Genomic DNA, 16,998 nt, shown 5'->3' on the forward strand with positions numbered 1-16,998 from the left:
TCCATCAGTTCACCAAGTTCATTGAATTGGTGCACTTAGCTGGCTACGGTACCGGTTGCGTGAGCGGGGCACCGGTTCTGCTCGGCCGCCGGTTCCCGGGAAGCAGGAGGTATCACATGGCATCGCCAGAGCCGTGTACGACGTCAGGGCCGTGTACGAGGACCGTCGCCATCGTGGGCGCGGGCGCCGCCGGTGCGCTGGTGGCGATCCAGCTCTGCGAGACCGCGGCCCGCCGCCGTACCCCGTTCGAACTCCTGCTGATCGACCCGGCCCCGGAGGCGGGGCGCGGCATCGCCTATTCCACCCTCGACCCGCGCCACCGCCTCAATGTGCCCGCGGGCAAGATGAGCTGCTACCCCGACGACCCCGGACACTTCGTGCGGTGGCTGTGCCACCACGGCGAACCGGGCGTGCGCGGCGGCGACTTCGCGGAGCGCTACCGCTACGGCGCCTACCTCGCCGACACCCTCGGGCGGGCGATCATGGCGGCGCAGGGCGTCGTCACCGTCCGCCGGCTGCGCACCCGCGCCACCGGCTGCCGCTGGACCACCCTCCCCGGCGGGGGCCCGACGGCCCGGCTGGAGCTCGCCGACGGCCGTACCGTCGATGCGCACCGCGTGGTGCTGGCCACCGGGCCGTCCCGTGCGAACGCCGAATGGGCACCGGAGGCACTGCGTGGCAACGACCGCTTCATCGCCGACCCCTGGGCGCCGGGCGCCCTGGACGCCGCCCTCGGCCAGGGCGACAAGGAGGATGTCCTGCTCGTCGGCACCGGGCTGACCTCGGTGGACATCGCCATGACGCTCGACCGCCCCGGCCGCACGGTGCACACCGTCTCCCGTGGCGGACGGCTGCCGCAGGCGCATGCCGTGGACCCGCTGCCCGCCGCCGCGTGTACGACACCATTGCACGGGCTGTCCCTGCCCGCGCTGCGCGCCGCGGTACATCAGCACATCGGCCGCGTCATGCAGACCCACGGCGACTGGCGGCCCGCGGTGGACGGGCTGCGCCCGGTCACGGCGGAGATCTGGGCGTCGATGTCCACCGAGGAGCGGGCCGAGTTCGTGGCACAGTACGGCTCCTTGTGGAACACCCATCGCCACCGTATGCCCCCGGCCACCGCGGAGGCGGTGGGGCGCATGCGCCGCACCCGGCGGATGCGGATGTACCAGGGGCGGCTCGCTTCCGCGGCGGCGCGGCCCGACGGCTCCCTGACGGTCTCCCTCACCACCGGCGACGGCCCGCGAACACTGCCCGTGGGCTGGGTGGTGGACTGTACGGGGCCGGGCCTGCGGCTGTCGGACACGGCCGACCCGCTGTGGCGGAGCCTGCTCGACCAGGGCGCCGCGATGCCCGGCCCGCTGAGCATGGGCGTCGCCACCGACGACGGACGGTTGCACGGCGCCGACGGCAACACCACCCGCCCGCTGTGGACCCTCGGCGCTCCCCGTCGTGGCGAGTTGTGGGAGACGACCGCCATCCCGGAGATCCGCGCACAGGCCGCCACCGTCGCCGAGGCCGTCCTCGACCCGTGGACGGCCCCCGCCCTCCCCGCCGGTGGCGGCCCCGCCCGGCGCCGGACACGTCGGCCCACGGACGCCTCCGGTTTCCCCCTCAGTACGCACGCGGCCGCCGCCACCCCCTACCGCCTCGGGGTGGACCGGCTGCTGAAGGTCCGGGCCGGGGCCCCGCAGGCGCTCCGCCGCTCCGTGGCGCTCGACCCCGGATTCGCCCTCGGCCATGCCGCGCTCGCGCTCATCGGCCATGAGTGCGGGGCCGACGTGGATGTCTCCCGGGCCCTGGCCGATGCCCGGCGCGCGGTGCGCGAACGGGCCGACGACTACGAGCGCTCCTTCGTGGACGTCGTCTCCCGCCGTGTCCTGCGCACGCCCGCGGACGGCGACGCCGCCCTCCTGCGCCACCTGGAGGAGTACCCGGGCGATGCGCTGGCGCTCGCCGTCGCGGTGCCCACCATCGCCTTCTCCGGTCTGCGTGACCTCGACGGCTCCACCGCGCTGCGCGTGGTCGAGCGGACCGTCCCGGCGCACGGGGAGAGCTGGTTCCACACGTCCCTGCTCGCCTTCATGCGCCAGGAGGAGGGGCGTTACGACGAGGCCGGAGCCCTGGCCGAGCAGGCCCTGGCCGCCGAACCCGCCTCCGGGCACGCGATGCACGCTCTGGCCCATGTGCACTATGAGCGCGGCGACCACGAGGCGGGCCGTGAGCGACTCCAGCGATGGCTGGCCCACCAGGGCCGGGGCGGTACCCACCGCGCCCACTTCTCCTGGCACGCCGCCCTGCACGAACTCGCCCTCGAGGACACGGTGGCGGTCCGCCGCCGGTGGGCGGAGCAACTGTCCCCCGGGAAGGTGGACGGGGTCCGCGCCCTGGTCGACTCCGGTTCGCTGCTGTGGCGAGCCCGGCTGGCGGGCGCGTGGCGGGGGCCGTTCCCGATCGGCGACGTCCTGGACACGGCTCCCGTGGATGTCCTGGAGCGTCCGGCCACCGCGTTCGTCGCCCTGCACGCCGCCATCGCCCTCACCGCCGCGGGCGACCTGCCGGGGCTGCGGCGGCTGCGGGTCCACGCCCTGCGCGCCGATGAGGTGCAGCGGAGTGTCATCGCCCCGCTGTGCACGGCGTTCGAGGACATCCTCGAAGAGCGCTGGACCGAGGCGGCACGCGGTTTGGAGCGGCTGCTGCCACGGCTCCCCGGTGTCGGTGGCAGCGCGGCGCAGCGCGAGATCGTCGAGGAGACACTGTTGTTCGCGCTGGTGTCCGCAGGGCGTTGCGACGCGGCCCGGGGTCGCCTGGAAGAGCGGCTGGACCGCCGTTCCTCACCCCACGACCGGCGACGGCTGACCGCCCTCTCGTCCTGAACTCCCGTCCGTCCCGGGCTTCTTCATGTTCTGGCCGCTCTCGCGCCCTGCTGTCGTCGTGTCCTGACCGCCGGGCGCCGCGGCGCGGACCCCGCTGGTGAGGGCGGTGACGCCGGCGGGGATGACAGTGGACCAGACCACATCCGTTCGACGTCTTGACCGTGAACGGACAGACGGTATGGTCTAGACCTAGTGCGGAGCGGTCTCATGGCCGCCTTTGCGGTCCATGGAGCGTTCCGTCATAGCCACCCCCCACATCCCCCCACATCCTGACCTTCGGTAAGGGCTTCCCGTCCGGCGTGGCGCCCTCGCCGCTAAGGAGTTGGCATGAACATGAAACGCAGGGTGTCCGTCCTCGTCGGCGCGGGTATAGCGCCCCTGATCGCGCTGAGCCTCCCGGCGGGCGAGGCAAGCGCGCACGGCTACATCTCGAACCCGCCGAGCCGTCAGGCACAGTGCGCCGCCGGAACCGTGGCCTGCGGTGACATCAAGTACGAGCCGCAGAGCGTCGAAGGTCCCAAGGGCCTGACGAGCTGCAGCGGTGGCAATTCGCGGTTCGCCGAACTCGACGACGACAGCAAGGGCTGGGCCGTCACGCCGGTCCCGTCCAAGGCGAGCTTCACCTGGAAACTGACCGCGCGTCACGCGACCAACACCTGGCAGTACTTCGTCGGCGGTCAGAAGATTGCGGAGATCGACGACGGCGGGGCGCAGCCGGGCGAGACCGTCACCCACCAGGTCGACTTCGGCGGTCTGAAGGGCAAGCAGAAGGTTCTCGCGGTCTGGAACATCTCGGACACCTCCAACGCCTTCTACGCCTGCATCGATGTGAACGTCGGCGGCTGAACGTACGCCACTGAACGTCGGGCCGGTCGTCGCCGAGGCGGCCGGCCTTCGCCGTGCGCACGGCGTGTTCGCAGAGGCGGGGCGGGCGGCTCAGGAGCGCGGCCTGCTGGTGGCGTGGGCATCGGCGAAGTCCCAGACCACCGGCAGCAGTTGCCCGGGCGTCTCGGACTGGGGCAGATGGCCGGTGCCGGGCAGCAGGCGGAACTCCGCGTCCGGGACCGCCTGCGCGTACGCGCGTCCGTAGTCGGCGTCCACGATCTGGTCGCTCGCGCCCCATGCCACCAGAGTCGGGTGGGCAACCTTGGCCAGGCGCTCGGCCAGAGTGGGATCGGCCATGGCATGCGGGCCCGCATACATCTGGAGGGTGGCGCGGTTGGTGGCCATGACCGCGCGCTGCGCCTCGGAGAGCGCGCTGGGGTCGAAGCGGAACTTCGAGGGGTCGTGGAAGGAGAGACGGGACAGCTCGATGGGCGTCAGGCCGAAGGTGTCGGCGATCGGGTGGCCGGGGACGTGGATTCCGACCGCGTTGACGAGGGTGACGCTGCTGATCCGGTCGCTGCCCAGGGCCGCCAGTTCGGCGGCGATCCAGCCGCCGATGGAGTTGCCGACGACGGCCACGTCCCGTAGATCGAGTGCGTCGAGCAGCTGCGCGTAGACCCGGGCCAGGGTGGTGACGTCGGTCAGCCAGTCGGGGCGGGCGGTGCCGTCGAAGCCCGGGTGGACGGGGGAGAACACCCTGGCCGGCCGCTGCTCGCCGAGGAGGCCGGCGAACGGGGCGAGGGTCTGCGGGCCGCCGCCTCCGTGCAGGAGCAGGAAGGGGTGTCCCTGCCGGCCGTGGAGGTCGACCGTGACGTCGAGGGTGCCCTGGTCGAGGGTGAGGATGTGGGTGGTGCGGGTCATGTGCTGCTCCTCAAGTGGATTGATTTCTGGGTGAGGTGGCCGGGCCCGGCCGTCAGGCGAAGTCGGTGGCGGGCGGCGTGGCGGTGCTGGGGCGGCCCCTGGGTGTGCGGGGCGATGGTGATCTCTCCGATGCCGAGGCGGTGCCCGGTGGTGCTGCCGTCCTCGAGGATGCGCATCCGTGTGGGGCCGAGCTGGATCGACTCGCCGCCGTCCGGGCCGACCACGGAAACCCTGTTCATCGCTGCCTCCTTCATGAGAGCTGACTCTCATGACAGTAGAGAGCGCGGGCCTCGTCATGCAAGTCCACTCTCATGACGAGAGCGAGTTGCTACGATGGGCGCTGGAACGAACAGGAGGAGGGGTTCTGCGATGACTGCGCAGGCGGGCACCGGCCGCATCAACCAAAAGCAGCGCACCCGCACGGCGATCGTGGCGGCGGCCCGCGAACTCATCGGAACGGGCGCGGAGGTGACCATGCCACTGGTGGCCCGCGCGGCGCTGGTCTCCGAGGCCACCGCCTACCGGTACTTCCCCGACCTCCAGTCGCTGATCAGCGAGGCGCTGGCGGGCGTCTGGCCGTCTCCCGCCGAGGCGCTCGCACCGGTCGCGGACTCCGCCGACCCCGTCGAGCGCACCGCCTTCGCCTGCGAGTTCCTGCTCCGCGGTGTGCTCGCCCGCGAGGGGGCGGTACGGGCGATGATCGCGGCCACCATCACCAAGCCCGCCACCGCGACCGCGCGGCCCGGAATCCGTTTCGGGCTGATCGACCATGCGCTCCGGCCGCTCGACGGCACCCTCGGGGCGACGGACCCGGAAGCGTTCGCCCAGCTCAAACGGGATCTCGCGGTGGTCGTGAGCGCCGAGGCGCTCTTCACCCTCATGGATCTGTGCGGGCTCGATCCGCAGACCGCCGTGGCCAGCGCCGTGCGCACCGCGACCACCTTGACGCAGGCCGCGGTGCGCACGATCGAGTAGCGGTCAGGGGCGCCACCAAGCGCCACCCGGCGGCTACCGTGGTCCGTACGTCAGCCTCCGCAACACCTTCTCGGCGGGCCCCGGAAGCGAGCGCCGCTGCAGGAGATAGGCCCCGGCCACCGTGGCGAGCCAGACCAGGACGGCGCTCAGGCAGGCGGTGAGCGTCGGGCTGCCGGTGCGCTCTGCGAGCGCGAGGGTGAAGGGGGAGAGCAGCAGCACCCATGCGAGCGACTGGAACAGATAGCCGCTCAGCGACCGCTGGCCCAGAGCCGCAAGCGCCGCCACCGGGAGCTTCGGTCGCGCGTCGGAGCGGGCCTTCGACAGCCGCAGGGCGAGGAGCCCGAAGAGCGCCACGTATCCGGGGCCGCCGAACTGGCCGCTCACCTCGTACAGCAACAGGAACGCGTCCGCGGTGGAGCCGTCGACATGCACGAATCCCGCGCTGACGAGGCCGATCGGCACCCCGCCCGCGAAGGCGATGCCGAGGGCGATCACGGCGGTGCGGATCAGCAGGCTCCGGTGCCGGGCCGGGTCCTCCAGCACGCCCCGGCGCGCGGCCCACGCGCCCAGCCAGACGATCACGATGAACGGCACGACGGTCAGCGTGTGGATCGGCCACTCGCCGAGCCGGTCGGCCACGGACGTGGCGTAATCGGGTGCCGACAGCGAATCCACACCGTCCGTCGGCACGGCGGCGGAGCCTGACGTGCTCTTCGCGGCGTGGTACACGGCCATGCCCGCCACAACGGCGACGTAGACCACCATCCAGCCCCACAGCCACAGCACGAGGCGCTGCACCCGCTCGCCGCGGCGCAGGAGCAGCAGGGTGAAGAGGATGCCGACGATGCCGTAGGCCCCGAGGAAGTCACCGAAGTTGAGCAGCGCGGCGTGCACGAGGCCGAAGGCGACGAGCCAGGCGTTGCGCCTCAGCAGCACCGAGCGCGCCGCGCCGGGCCCGGCGCCCTGCGCGTCCTGTCTGCGGGTGAGCTGCACCAGCCCGTAGCCGAACATCACGGCGAACATCGGATAGGCGCGAGCGTGCACGAAGACGAACATGGCGAGGTTGAACCCGCGCTCCCAGCCGTGGGGGGACGCCTCGGCGCCCGGCTGGTTGCCGAAGGTGAACACCGCGGCGTTCGCGAGCGCGATGAACAACAGCATGGTGCCCCGGGCCAGGTCGGGCGCCAGGGCCCGTTCGGTCCGGCGCACAGGGCCCCGTGCGGGGCCCGTGACATGGGACTGCGTTATGGCTGTCACCTGGAACTCTCTCCGTCCTGACATGAGGGCCCATGGGGCAACGGGACATGAGCGAGCCCTCGGCGCGCGCTTAGTATAGGGGATAATCTATATGGGGAAAACTAAGTAGCCGTACGCCATGATGTACCTGGTGAGCACCCGAGGTACGAGAAGGAGAAGCACCATGTCGGCCGAGCAGGAGGAGGCGCCCGCCGAGCTGGCCCGCCTGTGGAGGCTCCCGGTATCGGTCTCGGGCCTCGGCCGGCCCGCCGCGCTCGACACCGAGCGCGTGGTGCGTACGGGGGTGGAACTGGCGGACCGCGACGGGCTGCCGGGCGCGACGCTGCCGAAGATCGCGAAGGAGCTGGGCGTCTCCCCGATGTCCCTCTACCGCCATGTCGGATCCAAGGACGAGCTCCTCGTCCTCATGCGGGACCTGGCGCTCGGCGCTCCGCCCGAGGTCGAGACCGCTCCCGACCGCTGGCGGGCGGGGCTACGGCAGTGGACCGTCGCCCAGCGCCTGGTCAACCACGACCGCCCCTGGCTTCCCCGGCTCCCCATCGCGGGGCCGCCGATGGGACCTCATGAGATCGCGTGGATGGAAGCGGGCCTGAGCGCGCTCAGCGGTACGGAACTCGACTGGGCCGCCAAGGTCGGCAGTCTGACCCTGCTCAGCGGCTACGTGCGCCACGCCTCCCTGCTCGCCCAGGAACACGCGCAGGGCAGGAGCGAGACGGGCCTGAGTCAGGAGGAGACCGAGCGGGCCTACGGCAGGACCCTGGCGCGGCTCATCACCCCGGACCGCTTTCCGCAGGTGGCGCTGCTTTTCTCGTCGGGCCTGTTCGAAGCGGCGCCCGATGGCGCGTACGACGATCCGGCGACCGACCATGACTTCGTCTTCGGCCTCGAACGCGTCCTCGACGGGATCGCCGTGGCCGTCGACCGTGCGCGGACGGCGACGGGGGAGGGGGCGGCGACCGGGGAGGGGACGACGCCGTAGCGCGGGGGCTCGCGCAGCTCCGCGGCTCGGACCCGGTGGCCTGGGCCGGGCGTCGTCAGGTGGGTGGCGGAGCAGGTCAAATTGGTGTCGGGGCAGTGGCATGCCCCCTTGCCCGCCCTCGCCGGGCGACGATCGCGTTCACGGTCTTGCCGCCCGGCTCCTCGCTGACGGCCGTGGTCGTGGCCATGTCGCAGATCATCGCCCAGCCGAATCCGCCGCCCTCTCCGCGGACATCCGGAGTGCGCCGGTGGGGTGGTACGCGGCTGGCATCACTCACGGCGATGGCGATGGCGTCAGGCTGGGCCGACAGGCGCAGCGAACAGAACCGGCCGCCCGAGTGTCGTACGGCATTGGTGACCAGCTCCGAGACGACCAGCACCACCGCCTCGGCGGCGCCCTGATCGGGCGCCGGATGCAGGCTTTCCAGGAAGGTGCCGGTGAGATGCCGTGCGTGCGAGGCCGCTTCGGGGCGGCACTCCAGGGTCGCCCGCAGCGCGGACGGCGGGGCAGCCGTCCGCTGGGCCGTGGCGGTGTGCATGACGCTCACCTCGTTTCATCGGGTGTGTTTCGCGCGGTTGACGATGCAGACGCGCTTACCCGATGCGACGCTTTCGAAAAGGGGCGTCTCAGGTCCCTTTCCAAAGGGGCGTCTCAGGATCCCTTTCCATAGGTGCGCGGTGCGGAGGTGGACGGCGGCAGATCGCCGTTGAAACGGGTGTCCACGTAATCGGCGAACTGGAAGCGGCGCGGGGTGAGCTTCAGCTTCGCGAAGGCATCCGCGATCTCCTGCTCGGAGGCGACGGCGGGCTTGTCGACCGCGACATACACCCGGGTGCCGTTGGTCCGCTTCACGGAGTCCAGCGCCACCTGGTACGGCAGCCCGGTCTCCTCGCCCCATACCTTGGCCCACTCCTCTGGGTGCTTGTACACCCAGTCCTGGGCTCGGCGCAGCCGCCCGAGATAGTCCTTGATGGCCTTCGCCTTTTTCGCGTCCTCGAGGGAGGAGGGGTTGGCGACCTGGAAGTTGAGGCCGTTGACCACGCCCTTGCCCGTGGTGAGCACCCGCCCGTCCGACTGGCGCAGCGCCTGGGAGGTGTACGGGTCCCAGACGGCCCAGGCGTCCACCTTGCCGCGGGTGAAGGCGGCCAGGGCGTCGGCGGGCTGCAGGAACGTGACCTGCACGTCCTTGATGGAGAGCCCGGCCTTGGCGAGCGAGGCGACCAGTTGGTAGTGGGCCGAGCTGCCCTGAGCGACCGCCACCGACTTGCCCTTGAGGTCGCTGGTCTTCTTCAGCGGCGACCCCTTCTTGACCAGGATCGTCTCACCGTCGGCCGTGCCGTGCTTGGCGGCCACGACCTTGATGTTCGACTTGGCGGCCGCGGCGAAGACCGGCGGGGTGTTGCCCACCCCGCCGATGTCCACGGCCTTGGCGCTCACGGCCTCCAGGATCGGCGGGCCGGAGGTGAACGTGGACCACTTGATCTTGTAGGGGAGGTTGTCGAGCTGCCCGGCGGCGCGCAGCACCGCCTCGTCGTTGCCCTTCTGGTCACCGACGTCGAGGGTCACATCGCCCTTGCCGTCGGTATGGCCGGAGGAGCCGGAGCCGTTGTGCGGTGACGAGCTGACGCATGCGGACAGCAGCAGGGCGAGGGGGAGGGACAGGGCGGGGAGGATGCGCCGTCTCATGTCAGCGGGGTCCGTTCAGGAAGGTCGGGAAGTGCGGGCGTTACGAGAAGTTCGGGGAGATCGCGAGAGGACGCGACCGGGAGGAACCAGGCGCCCTCAGGCGACCTTGTGGACGGCCGGCTCGGGAGCCTTCACACCCAGCCGGTCCAGAAGCTCGGTGCGCAGCTCGGCGAGGAGCGGATCGGCGATGTCGCGCGGACGGTCCCGGTCCACCCGGATCTGATGCGCGATGACGCCCCCGTCCATCACCAGGACGCGATCGGCGAGCAGCAGGGCCTCCTCCACGTCATGCGTGACCAGCAGCACCGCGCAGCCACGCCGCTGCCACAACTCGGCGACCAGCTGCTGGGCCGTGATCCGGGTGAGTGCGTCCAGCGCGCCGAACGGCTCGTCCAGCAGCAGCAGATCGGGCTCGCGCACCAGCGCACGGGCGAGCGAGGCGCGCTGGGCCTCACCGCCGGAGAGGGTCTTGGGCCAGGCGTCGACGCGGTGGCCGAGGCCGACCTCCTTCAGCGCCCGCTCGGCCACGGCACGCCCCGGGCGGCCGGGCAGCCCGAGCAGCACATTGCGCCAGACCCGCTTCCAGGGCATCAGCCGCGGCGCCTGGAAGGCGACGGCCTTGCGGCGCGGCACCAGCACCTCGCCCTCGATCTCCCGGTCGAGCCCGGCGAGCACCCGCAGCAGCGTGGACTTGCCGCAGCCACTGCGGCCGAGCAGTGCCACGAACTCGCCCGCCTCGACATCGAGTTGAAGGTTGTCGATGACCGCGCGGCCGTCGAACGAGCGGGTCAGCGAACGAACGCGCACCGCCGCCTCGCCGGTTTCGCCCGCCACCTTCTCCTTCTCCAACTCCTTCTCCAGAGAGTTCACTTGCCGGTGAAGTTCGGTCGCCATTGCAGCAGCAGCCTCTCCAGAGTGCGGACGATGAAATCGGCGAGCAGGCCGAGGGCGGCGTAGACGATCAGGCAGACCACGATCACATCGGTCTGGAAGAACTCCCGCGCGCGGTTGAGCAGAAAGCCGATCCCGTCGTCGGCGTTGATGGTCTCGCCGAAGACCAGCGCCAGCCAGGCGGTGGCGAGCGAGTAGCGCAGCCCGGTCATCGCGCCGGGGAGCGCCCCGGGCAGTACCACATGGCGGATCAGCCCCCAGCGGCCGAGCCCCAGGGCGGTGCCGGCCTCGATGAGCTGGGCGTCCACGCCGCGGATGCCCGCGTAGACGTTCAGATAGAGATGAAAGGTGACGCCCAGTGCGATGAGCGCGATCTTCGGGGCCTCGCCGATGCCCATCCAGATGATGAACAGCGGGATCATGCCGACCCAGGGGATGCTGCGCAGCATCTGCACACTCGCGTCGACGAGGTCTTCGCCGAGCCGGGAGAGCCCGGAGATCAGCGCGAGCGCGACACCGACCACCCCGCCGATCAGCAGCCCGATCAGCACCCGCTGCACCGACACCAGCATGGCGTGCGGGAGGGTGCCGTCCTGGAGCAGGTCGGAGGCGGTCCCGGCGATGGTGCCGGGCGAGGCCAGGATGTCGGAGGGCAACACACCGGTGGCGCTGGACACTTGCCAGAGCGCCAGCAGCAGAAGGGGCCCGGTCGTGCGGCGCAGCCAGCGCGGCACGGGGCGGCGGCGCGCGGAAAGTGGCACGACCGGTTCGAGAACCGGGGACATGGGGGCTCCACAAAAGGGGTACGCCTCGATGCCCGTACGCCACGACGGTCAGCGCGGTACGGCGGAACGGGACAGAGGCGAGCGGGAGGAGTGGGGAGGGAGAAGGAAGGTCAGCGGAGGCCGGGACACGCGGCGGACGCCACCCGCAGCAGGTCGATATGACCGCGCGTGGTGAGCAGGGCTGACGTAGACATGCCCTTGAAGTTAGCGACGGTGTCCGGAACCGGTCAACGGTGTCTTGCCCCTCGGACCTTTGTTGCGGGAGTTTTACGCGGTGGCGTACCAGGATGGTTCCATGAGCACATTCCGTACCCACACCATCAACGTCACCACCGGCTCCACCGAGACCGTCGCCGACCTCACCGCCGACTGCGAGGCGTATCTACGGGAGGTGGCGGGCGGCGGCGACGGCCTGCTCAACATCTTCGTCCCGCATGCCACGGCCGGGATCGCGATCCTGGAGACGGGCGCCGGCAGCGACACCGATCTGCTCCTGGCACTGCGCGATCTGCTCCCCGCCGACGACCGCTGGCGCCACCGCCACGGCAGCCCCGGCCACGGCCGCGACCACGTCCTCCCCGCCCTCGTACCCCCACACGCCACCCTCCCGGTCATCGGTGGCGGGCTGGCGCTGGGCACCTGGCAGTCGGTGTGCCTGGTGGACACGAACGTCGACAACCCCGACCGCCAGGTCCGGCTGAGTTTCCTGGGCCAGGCGACCCCGACGGATGCCGCCTCGGCGTGATGAAGGGGCCCGGAGACGACCGGGATAGTCTGGGCCCGTCAGCGAAGATCGTATATAGGCGGAGCACATGACAGACATCATGGAGACGGCGGCGCGCAAGGTCGCTACGACCTCGACGGAGACGGTCTGGTCACCGCGGACGAATACCGGCAGGTCGTGGCGGAGCTGGAGGGCTCGGAGATCACCGCTGCGGAGGCCCAGGCGCTGATCGACTCGCTCGACACCAACGGCGATCGCCAGATGTCCTTCGAGGAGTTCTGGGCGGCCATGAACCGCTGACACTGCTGCCTCCGGCACGTGTGAGCGTGCCGGAGGCAACGGGGGCCGCGCAGTGACCCGAGAGGTACGCCCGCGTGGTCACTCCCGCAGGCTCGCCAGTTCCACTGCCCGGCGACGCAGGGCGAACGCGGCGGGGACGACCGCCGAGATCACGGTGACCACCGCGCACGCGCCCACCACCATGCCGATGGTCGTCCAGGGGATTTCGACCGTGGCCCACACCGACAGCAGGGCCAGAGCACTCCACATGCCCGCCAGGTTGAGCCCGGCGGCCAGGAGGCCCAGGACCGTGCCGACCCCCACCTCAGCGGGGTGGGTCCGGTGATGGCCGCCACCCGCAACTACCTGTACTCGCTCAACGGTGAGCTCGCCGACACCGGTGTCTACGCGGGCACCCTCACCATCGGATCCCTGATCGAGCGCAGCGAGATGGTGGAGCCGGTCGTGGCCAACGTCGAAGCGCTCGCGGACTATCCGGTCGCCGATGCGGACGACCTCGCCGAGTACTACTGGGACATGTACACCAAGCGCGACCGCGTCGAGCGGTTCCACCCCGAGCCCCCGGCCCCGCAGGCCACCACCGGGTGACCTGCGGGGCCGGCTTGATCCAAACGACAGACCCTAGGCCCAGCAGCCGTTGACCGTGGCGGCGAGGCCGTCGAGGGTGTCCTTGGTGGCGGCCGGGTCGGCGGAGGACTGGTTCTCGATGAAGGAGAAGACCTTCCACCGGCCGTCCGCCGCCTTCGTCAGGCCGCTCAGCGCGATGGCGCCGGTCAGGGTGCCCGTCTTGGCCTTGACCTGGCCGACGGCGCACTGGGAGTCCGCGGTGTCGAAGCGGCCCCACTCGGGCCCCAGGGTGCTGCCCGCCTCGCCCGCCACCGGCAGGCCCTCGTCGATGGAGCGCAGCAGATGGCTGTAGCGCGGATCGGTGAGCAGATCGAGGATGTCCGCGACGGTCCGGGCCGGGATGCGGTCCGCGCGGGAGAGCCCGCTGCCGTCGTAGATCTCGAAGTTCTCCATCGAGACGCCGTAGCGCCGGCTGAGGACGTCCCGCACCACGGCCGTGCCGTCCTCGAAGGTGGCGGGCCTACCGGCGGCGATCGCCGTCATGCGCAGCATCGTCTCGGCAATGTCGTTGTTGCTCGTCTTGAGCATCTTCTTGACCGTCTCGGCCAGCGTCGGGGACAGATGCTGTCCCACCGGCACATCCGTGGCCGACGCCGTGCCACGGGTGACCTCACCGTCGACGGTGACACCCTGGTCGGCGAGCTGCTTGGCGAAGATCTTCCCCGCGTCGATGGACGTGTCCGCGGACAGCTTTCCGTCCACCACCAGGGAGCGCACCGGCGAGACCTGGTCGTCGTAGTACGAGTCGTTCCAGCCGTTGGCCAGGGACGGCTCGGCGAAGAGGCTGTCGTCGATACGGACCTTCACCGAGCCCAGGCCCGCGCTCTTGACCCCGGCGGCGGCGGACTTCGCGAGCTCGGTGACGTCGGCGGTGCTCAGCAGCCGGTCGCCGCCGCCTATGAGGGTGAGCGTGCCATCGCCGTAGACCACCTTGGTCATGAACCGGTGCTCGGGGCCGAGCACGGTCAGCGCCGCCGTGGCGGTGGCCAGCTTCGCGTTGGACGCGGGCATCAGCGCGGTGTCGGCGTCATGCCCCCAGATCACCTTGTCGGACTTGGAGTCCAGCACGATGCCGCTGAAGGTGTCGCCGAGGCTCGGGTTCTGGGCGCGGGTGTTGAGGTTGTCCGCGATCTTCTGCTCGGCGGGGTCGAGCCCGTCGGCGGCCACGGACTCGGTCGCCGTGGTGGTCTTGGTGCTCTTGTCGGCGGCGAGCGCCGAGGGAGCGGACAGCAACGCACCGGTGACCGGAACGGCGGCGATGATGAACGCGCGGCGGACCGCGAGGCTCATGGGCTTGGCTTTGCGATGACGCCCACTGGACGAGTTCGCGCTGGACATGGGGGCTCCGCGGGCGAAGGGGTAACGGGGGTACAGCGAAGTAAAGACTTTAACCGGAACTGATCAGTTCCATATCGCCGGACGGTGGACATGTGGTGAAGCCACTAGGGAGATGTGCCGGTGCGCCGACTCCTCCGGCTATTTACGAGATGTTGCGACCACCGTTGAGAACGATCGCCTCGCTGTCCGTATCCATCGGCGTCGCGCTGTGCCCTCCGCCCCGGGACGGGGGTGAGGGGGCGCGGTCCGACGTGGCCGAGGGCAAGACGTCCCCGGCGTATGAAGACGGCCGATGAGGGGCGAAGGATGAGGAACAAGAAGAGACACAAGCGATCCAGGGTCATCGGGCTGACCGTGGTCGGAGTGACCGCACTGGCCGTGGGCGGCGGGGCGCTCCTGATGACCGACAACGATGCTTCCGCCGCCCGCCGATCGGCCGGGCAGCAGGCACCGGCTTGGGCGGCGATGACCGTCAAGTGTCCCGATGCCGCGACCCGGCTGTCGCATGTGCCGCAGCAGGCGCGGCCCGCGGTGGACAAGGAACTGGCGACCATGGACAGCCAGGTCGCCGACGCCTACCAGCAGCTGGCCGCGCGTGGCGCGAGCGCCGACCAGGACTGGGTGCGCACCCGGGTGCTGGAGCCGCTGAGCGCCCAGCGGCGTGGCGCGCTGAACCGCATCGGGAACGAGATCGGCCGGGTGGCGAGCCGCCCGTCCGGCCTGGACACGCTGGCGTCCTGCACCGTGCAGCAGGCGGCCCCGGCCGCCGCACCGGCGGGCGCCTCCTCCGCACCGGCGGATGCCACCCCCGCCGCGGGAACGGCCGCCCCCGCCGCTCCGGCCGCGGGTGGCCAGGCGCAGTCCGGCCCGGTGAAGGCGGACTTCGTGGACATCCGCAGGGTGCGGCCGAACGTCAAGAACCCCCGTACGCGGGCCAACGCCTCCCGCGGCACCTTCTCATCGCGCTGCGGCCGCAATGAGAACAAGCACTTCAACTCGGACAACGTGATCGTCGCCCCCGGTGTGAGCAACGGCGCCCACCATATGCACGACTACGTCGGCAACCGCGACACCGACGCCTTCTCCACCAACGACAGCCTCGCCGCCGCCGGGACCACCTGCACCAACGGTGACCGCTCCACCCACTACTGGCCGGTCCTGCGGCAGCAGGACGGGACGAAGGAGGCCGACGCCGACCGGCCCGGCGGCGGCACCGAGGGCAATGTGGGGCGGATCCTGCGCCCGGCGACCGCGTCCATCAGCTTCCGCGGCAGCGCGGTCTCCAAGGTCGTCGAGATGCCCAAGTTCCTGCGCATCATCACGGGCGACGCCAAGGCGTTCACCAACGGCACGGCCAACGCCAACGCCTCCTGGAGCTGCACCGGATTCGAGAACCGGCAGCTGAAGGACAAGTACCCGCTCTGTCCCAAGGGCAGCAAGGTGGTCCGTACGTTCAAGTTCCAGAGCTGCTGGGACGGCAAGAACGCCGACAGTGCGAACCACCGCACCCATGTGGCCTTCGCGGATGCCAAGGGCGCGTGCGCCAAGGGGTTCAAGGCCATTCCGCAGCTGGTCCAGCGGATCACCTACAAGGTCGCGCCCGGCTCGCTCTTCGCGGTCGACAGCTTCCCCGAGCAGCTGCACAAGCCGGTGACCGACCACGGCGACTTCATCAACGTGATGTCCAACTCGCTGATGAGGAAGGCCGTGAAGTGCATCAACACCGGGCGTAAGTGCGGCTGACCGCCGCCGCTACGGCCCGGTGCCCCGGCCGGATGGCCATCCGGCCGGGGCACCACCCGCGTGAAAGGCGGGCCATGGATCCTGCCATCAGTCCTGCGGTGTGCCCTTGGGAAGCTGGCGCCAGGTGACCTTGGTGTGGGCCCGGAAGGCCCAGTCGAGCATCTTCTTCGCATCCGGGTAGCGCTTGGGAGCGTTGAGGATCACGCCCACGACGGTGCGTCCGTCACGCTTCGCGGCGAAGACGAGACACCTGCCGGGTGCGGTGCCGGTGCCCGTCTTGATGCCGATCGCGCCGCTGTACGAGCCCAGCAGCCGGTTGGTGTTGTTCCAGAAGTACGTCCTGGTCCTGCCGTTGGCGGCCGGGGCCTTTTGGATGGTGTCGACCGACTTGACGACCGTGCCGAGGGTGGAGTTCTTCAGCGCGTGCCTGGCCAGCTTGGCCATGTCGCGGGGCGTGGTGTAGTTCTGGCCCCCCTGCGAGATGCCGTCGAAGGTGTCGTAGTGGGACTTGGTCATCCCCAGCGCGGACGCCTTCTTGTTCATCTGCGCGATGAACGACTTGGTGCGCTTGGCGGTGGTGTCACCGGTGCCGAACGTGTCCGCGAGCGCCATGGCCGCGTCACAGCCGGACGGCAGCAGCAGCCCGTACAGCAGCTGCTTGACGGTGAGCTTGTCCCCCTTCTTCAGGTCCGCCTTGCTGCCGCCGACGCGGGCGGTGTAGTCGATGTACGACTGCTTGACGGTGACCCTCTTGCCGAGATCGAGCCCCCGGGTGTCGAGCACCACGACCGCCGTCATGAGCTTGGTGGTGCTCGCCATCGGCCGCTTGGTGTCGGCCGCCTTGGCCCACAGCTGCTTGTCGGTGTTGTTGTCCAGCAGATACGCGCCCTTGGCACTGACCCCCGACGGGCCGCTCCTGGCCTCGGTGGCCTGGGCCGCGTTCGCCGGCACGGCGACCGTCAGGGCCGCCGCCGAGGCGATGACCGCCGTCCCCCAACGGCGGATCGCCTTACCCCCACGTCTTTCCATACGCCCTCCGTCTCTCCTACGACATGCCCGTGAATGTCCGGG

The 16,998-nt window shown here is 70.6% G+C and carries 17 protein-coding genes and 2 pseudogenes; 8 read left to right on the top strand and 11 right to left on the bottom strand.

The window, feature by feature from the left end:
- The first annotated feature begins 116 nt into the window (after positions 1-116).
- Complete coding sequence (locus BLV72_RS40290) at positions 117-2,876, top strand: FAD/NAD(P)-binding protein (protein ID WP_093468665.1); 2,760 nt, start codon at positions 117-119, stop codon at positions 2,874-2,876.
- A 327-nt stretch (positions 2,877-3,203) separates the two neighbouring features.
- Positions 3,204-3,722 (top strand): lytic polysaccharide monooxygenase auxiliary activity family 9 protein, encoded by a 519-nt coding sequence (locus BLV72_RS40295; protein ID WP_093468666.1) that lies wholly within the window; start codon positions 3,204-3,206, stop codon positions 3,720-3,722.
- 90 nt (positions 3,723-3,812) lie between these two features.
- Here BLV72_RS40295 and BLV72_RS40300 read toward each other — a convergent pair whose 3' ends face one another.
- Entirely contained in the window at positions 3,813-4,622 is an 810-nt protein-coding gene (locus tag BLV72_RS40300) for an alpha/beta fold hydrolase (RefSeq protein WP_093468668.1), read from the bottom strand.
- Positions 4,623-4,696: 74 nt separating this feature from the next.
- Positions 4,697-4,861: pseudogene (locus BLV72_RS40305) on the bottom strand (cupin domain-containing protein); the annotation flags it as partial.
- Between the two features lie 130 nt (positions 4,862-4,991).
- Between BLV72_RS40305 and BLV72_RS40310 the strand changes: the two are divergent.
- Positions 4,992-5,597 (top strand): TetR/AcrR family transcriptional regulator, encoded by a 606-nt coding sequence (locus BLV72_RS40310; RefSeq protein WP_093468670.1) that lies wholly within the window; start codon positions 4,992-4,994, stop codon positions 5,595-5,597.
- A 33-nt stretch (positions 5,598-5,630) separates the two neighbouring features.
- On the opposite strand, the gene BLV72_RS40315 is transcribed toward BLV72_RS40310, so the two are convergent.
- Entirely contained in the window at positions 5,631-6,854 is a 1,224-nt protein-coding gene (locus BLV72_RS40315; RefSeq protein ID WP_093468672.1) for a DUF418 domain-containing protein, read from the bottom strand.
- Positions 6,855-7,017: 163 nt separating this feature from the next.
- Between BLV72_RS40315 and BLV72_RS40320 the strand changes: the two genes are divergently transcribed.
- Positions 7,018-7,833, top strand: coding sequence for a TetR/AcrR family transcriptional regulator (locus tag BLV72_RS40320; RefSeq protein WP_093468673.1), 816 nt, complete (start codon positions 7,018-7,020; stop codon positions 7,831-7,833).
- A 76-nt stretch (positions 7,834-7,909) separates the two neighbouring features.
- Here the strand turns inward: BLV72_RS40320 and BLV72_RS40325 are convergent, their stop codons facing one another.
- The 5 genes from BLV72_RS40325 to BLV72_RS52255 form a co-directional block, all read right to left on the bottom strand.
- Positions 7,910-8,371, bottom strand: coding sequence for an ATP-binding protein (locus BLV72_RS40325; protein ID WP_093468675.1), 462 nt, complete (start codon positions 8,369-8,371; stop codon positions 7,910-7,912).
- Positions 8,372-8,484: 113 nt separating this feature from the next.
- Positions 8,485-9,519 carry an ABC transporter substrate-binding protein gene (locus BLV72_RS40330; RefSeq protein ID WP_093468676.1) on the bottom strand — a complete coding sequence of 345 codons (1,035 nt, stop codon included), beginning with the start codon at positions 9,517-9,519 and terminating at the stop codon, positions 8,485-8,487.
- A 96-nt stretch (positions 9,520-9,615) separates the two neighbouring features.
- Positions 9,616-10,413, bottom strand: a complete 798-nt coding sequence (locus BLV72_RS40335) for an ABC transporter ATP-binding protein (protein WP_093468678.1) — start codon at positions 10,411-10,413, stop codon at positions 9,616-9,618.
- Entirely contained in the window at positions 10,386-11,195 is an 810-nt protein-coding gene (locus BLV72_RS40340) for an ABC transporter permease (protein WP_093468679.1), read from the bottom strand. Before BLV72_RS40340 ends, BLV72_RS40335 begins: the two co-directional genes overlap by 28 nt.
- Positions 11,196-11,305: 110 nt before the next feature.
- Positions 11,306-11,389, bottom strand: coding sequence for a putative leader peptide (locus BLV72_RS52255; protein ID WP_350203233.1), 84 nt, complete (start codon positions 11,387-11,389; stop codon positions 11,306-11,308).
- Positions 11,390-11,490: 101 nt separating this feature from the next.
- Here BLV72_RS52255 and BLV72_RS40345 point away from each other — a divergent pair, with 101 nt between their 5' ends.
- Entirely contained in the window at positions 11,491-11,940 is a 450-nt protein-coding gene (locus tag BLV72_RS40345; protein ID WP_093468681.1) for a YjbQ family protein, read from the top strand.
- A 67-nt stretch (positions 11,941-12,007) separates the two neighbouring features.
- Positions 12,008-12,219 (top strand): annotated as a pseudogene (locus BLV72_RS40350) (EF-hand domain-containing protein).
- 78 nt (positions 12,220-12,297) lie between these two features.
- Here BLV72_RS40350 and BLV72_RS40355 read toward each other — a convergent pair.
- Positions 12,298-12,522, bottom strand: coding sequence for a hypothetical protein (locus BLV72_RS40355; RefSeq protein WP_208905894.1), 225 nt, complete (start codon positions 12,520-12,522; stop codon positions 12,298-12,300).
- Positions 12,523-12,543: 21 nt separating this feature from the next.
- Between BLV72_RS40355 and BLV72_RS40360 the strand changes: the two genes are divergently transcribed.
- Positions 12,544-12,807, top strand: coding sequence for a hypothetical protein (locus tag BLV72_RS40360; RefSeq protein WP_208905896.1), 264 nt, complete (start codon positions 12,544-12,546; stop codon positions 12,805-12,807).
- 33 nt (positions 12,808-12,840) lie between these two features.
- Here the strand turns inward: BLV72_RS40360 and dacB are convergent, their stop codons facing one another.
- Complete coding sequence (gene dacB / locus BLV72_RS40365; RefSeq protein ID WP_244321255.1) at positions 12,841-14,136, bottom strand: D-alanyl-D-alanine carboxypeptidase/D-alanyl-D-alanine endopeptidase; 1,296 nt, start codon at positions 14,134-14,136, stop codon at positions 12,841-12,843.
- A gap of 354 nt (positions 14,137-14,490) precedes the next feature.
- Between dacB and BLV72_RS40370 the strand changes: the two genes are divergently transcribed.
- On the top strand, positions 14,491-15,927 hold the full coding sequence (locus tag BLV72_RS40370; protein WP_093468685.1) for a DUF1996 domain-containing protein: 1,437 nt from the start codon (positions 14,491-14,493) through the stop codon (positions 15,925-15,927).
- An 87-nt stretch (positions 15,928-16,014) separates the two neighbouring features.
- Here BLV72_RS40370 and BLV72_RS40375 read toward each other — a convergent pair whose 3' ends face one another.
- On the bottom strand, positions 16,015-16,956 hold the full coding sequence (locus BLV72_RS40375; protein ID WP_093468687.1) for a D-alanyl-D-alanine carboxypeptidase family protein: 942 nt from the start codon (positions 16,954-16,956) through the stop codon (positions 16,015-16,017).
- Between the last annotated feature and the right edge of the window lie 42 nt (positions 16,957-16,998).

It is taken from the genome of Streptomyces melanosporofaciens (assembly GCF_900105695.1).
In the GTDB taxonomy this organism is placed as follows: domain Bacteria; phylum Actinomycetota; class Actinomycetes; order Streptomycetales; family Streptomycetaceae; genus Streptomyces; species Streptomyces antimycoticus.

Coding starts and splice junctions, on each gene's coding strand:
- dacB (WP_244321255.1), bottom strand. CDS start 14,136: ATGAGCCTCGCGGTCCGCCGCGCGTTCATCATCGCCGCCGTTCCGGTC.
- BLV72_RS40295 (WP_093468666.1), top strand. CDS start 3,204: ATGAACATGAAACGCAGGGTGTCCGTCCTCGTCGGCGCGGGTATAGCG.
- BLV72_RS40290 (WP_093468665.1), top strand. CDS start 117: ATGGCATCGCCAGAGCCGTGTACGACGTCAGGGCCGTGTACGAGGACC.
- BLV72_RS52255 (WP_350203233.1), bottom strand. CDS start 11,389: ATGTCTACGTCAGCCCTGCTCACCACGCGCGGTCATATCGACCTGCTG.
- BLV72_RS40335 (WP_093468678.1), bottom strand. CDS start 10,413: ATGGCGACCGAACTTCACCGGCAAGTGAACTCTCTGGAGAAGGAGTTG.
- BLV72_RS40340 (WP_093468679.1), bottom strand. CDS start 11,195: ATGTCCCCGGTTCTCGAACCGGTCGTGCCACTTTCCGCGCGCCGCCGC.
- BLV72_RS40300 (WP_093468668.1), bottom strand. CDS start 4,622: ATGACCCGCACCACCCACATCCTCACCCTCGACCAGGGCACCCTCGAC.
- BLV72_RS40325 (WP_093468675.1), bottom strand. CDS start 8,371: ATGCACACCGCCACGGCCCAGCGGACGGCTGCCCCGCCGTCCGCGCTG.
- BLV72_RS40310 (WP_093468670.1), top strand. CDS start 4,992: ATGACTGCGCAGGCGGGCACCGGCCGCATCAACCAAAAGCAGCGCACC.
- BLV72_RS40320 (WP_093468673.1), top strand. CDS start 7,018: ATGTCGGCCGAGCAGGAGGAGGCGCCCGCCGAGCTGGCCCGCCTGTGG.
- BLV72_RS40370 (WP_093468685.1), top strand. CDS start 14,491: ATGAGGAACAAGAAGAGACACAAGCGATCCAGGGTCATCGGGCTGACC.
- BLV72_RS40375 (WP_093468687.1), bottom strand. CDS start 16,956: ATGGAAAGACGTGGGGGTAAGGCGATCCGCCGTTGGGGGACGGCGGTC.
- BLV72_RS40345 (WP_093468681.1), top strand. CDS start 11,491: ATGAGCACATTCCGTACCCACACCATCAACGTCACCACCGGCTCCACC.
- BLV72_RS40360 (WP_208905896.1), top strand. CDS start 12,544: ATGGCCGCCACCCGCAACTACCTGTACTCGCTCAACGGTGAGCTCGCC.
- BLV72_RS40330 (WP_093468676.1), bottom strand. CDS start 9,519: ATGAGACGGCGCATCCTCCCCGCCCTGTCCCTCCCCCTCGCCCTGCTG.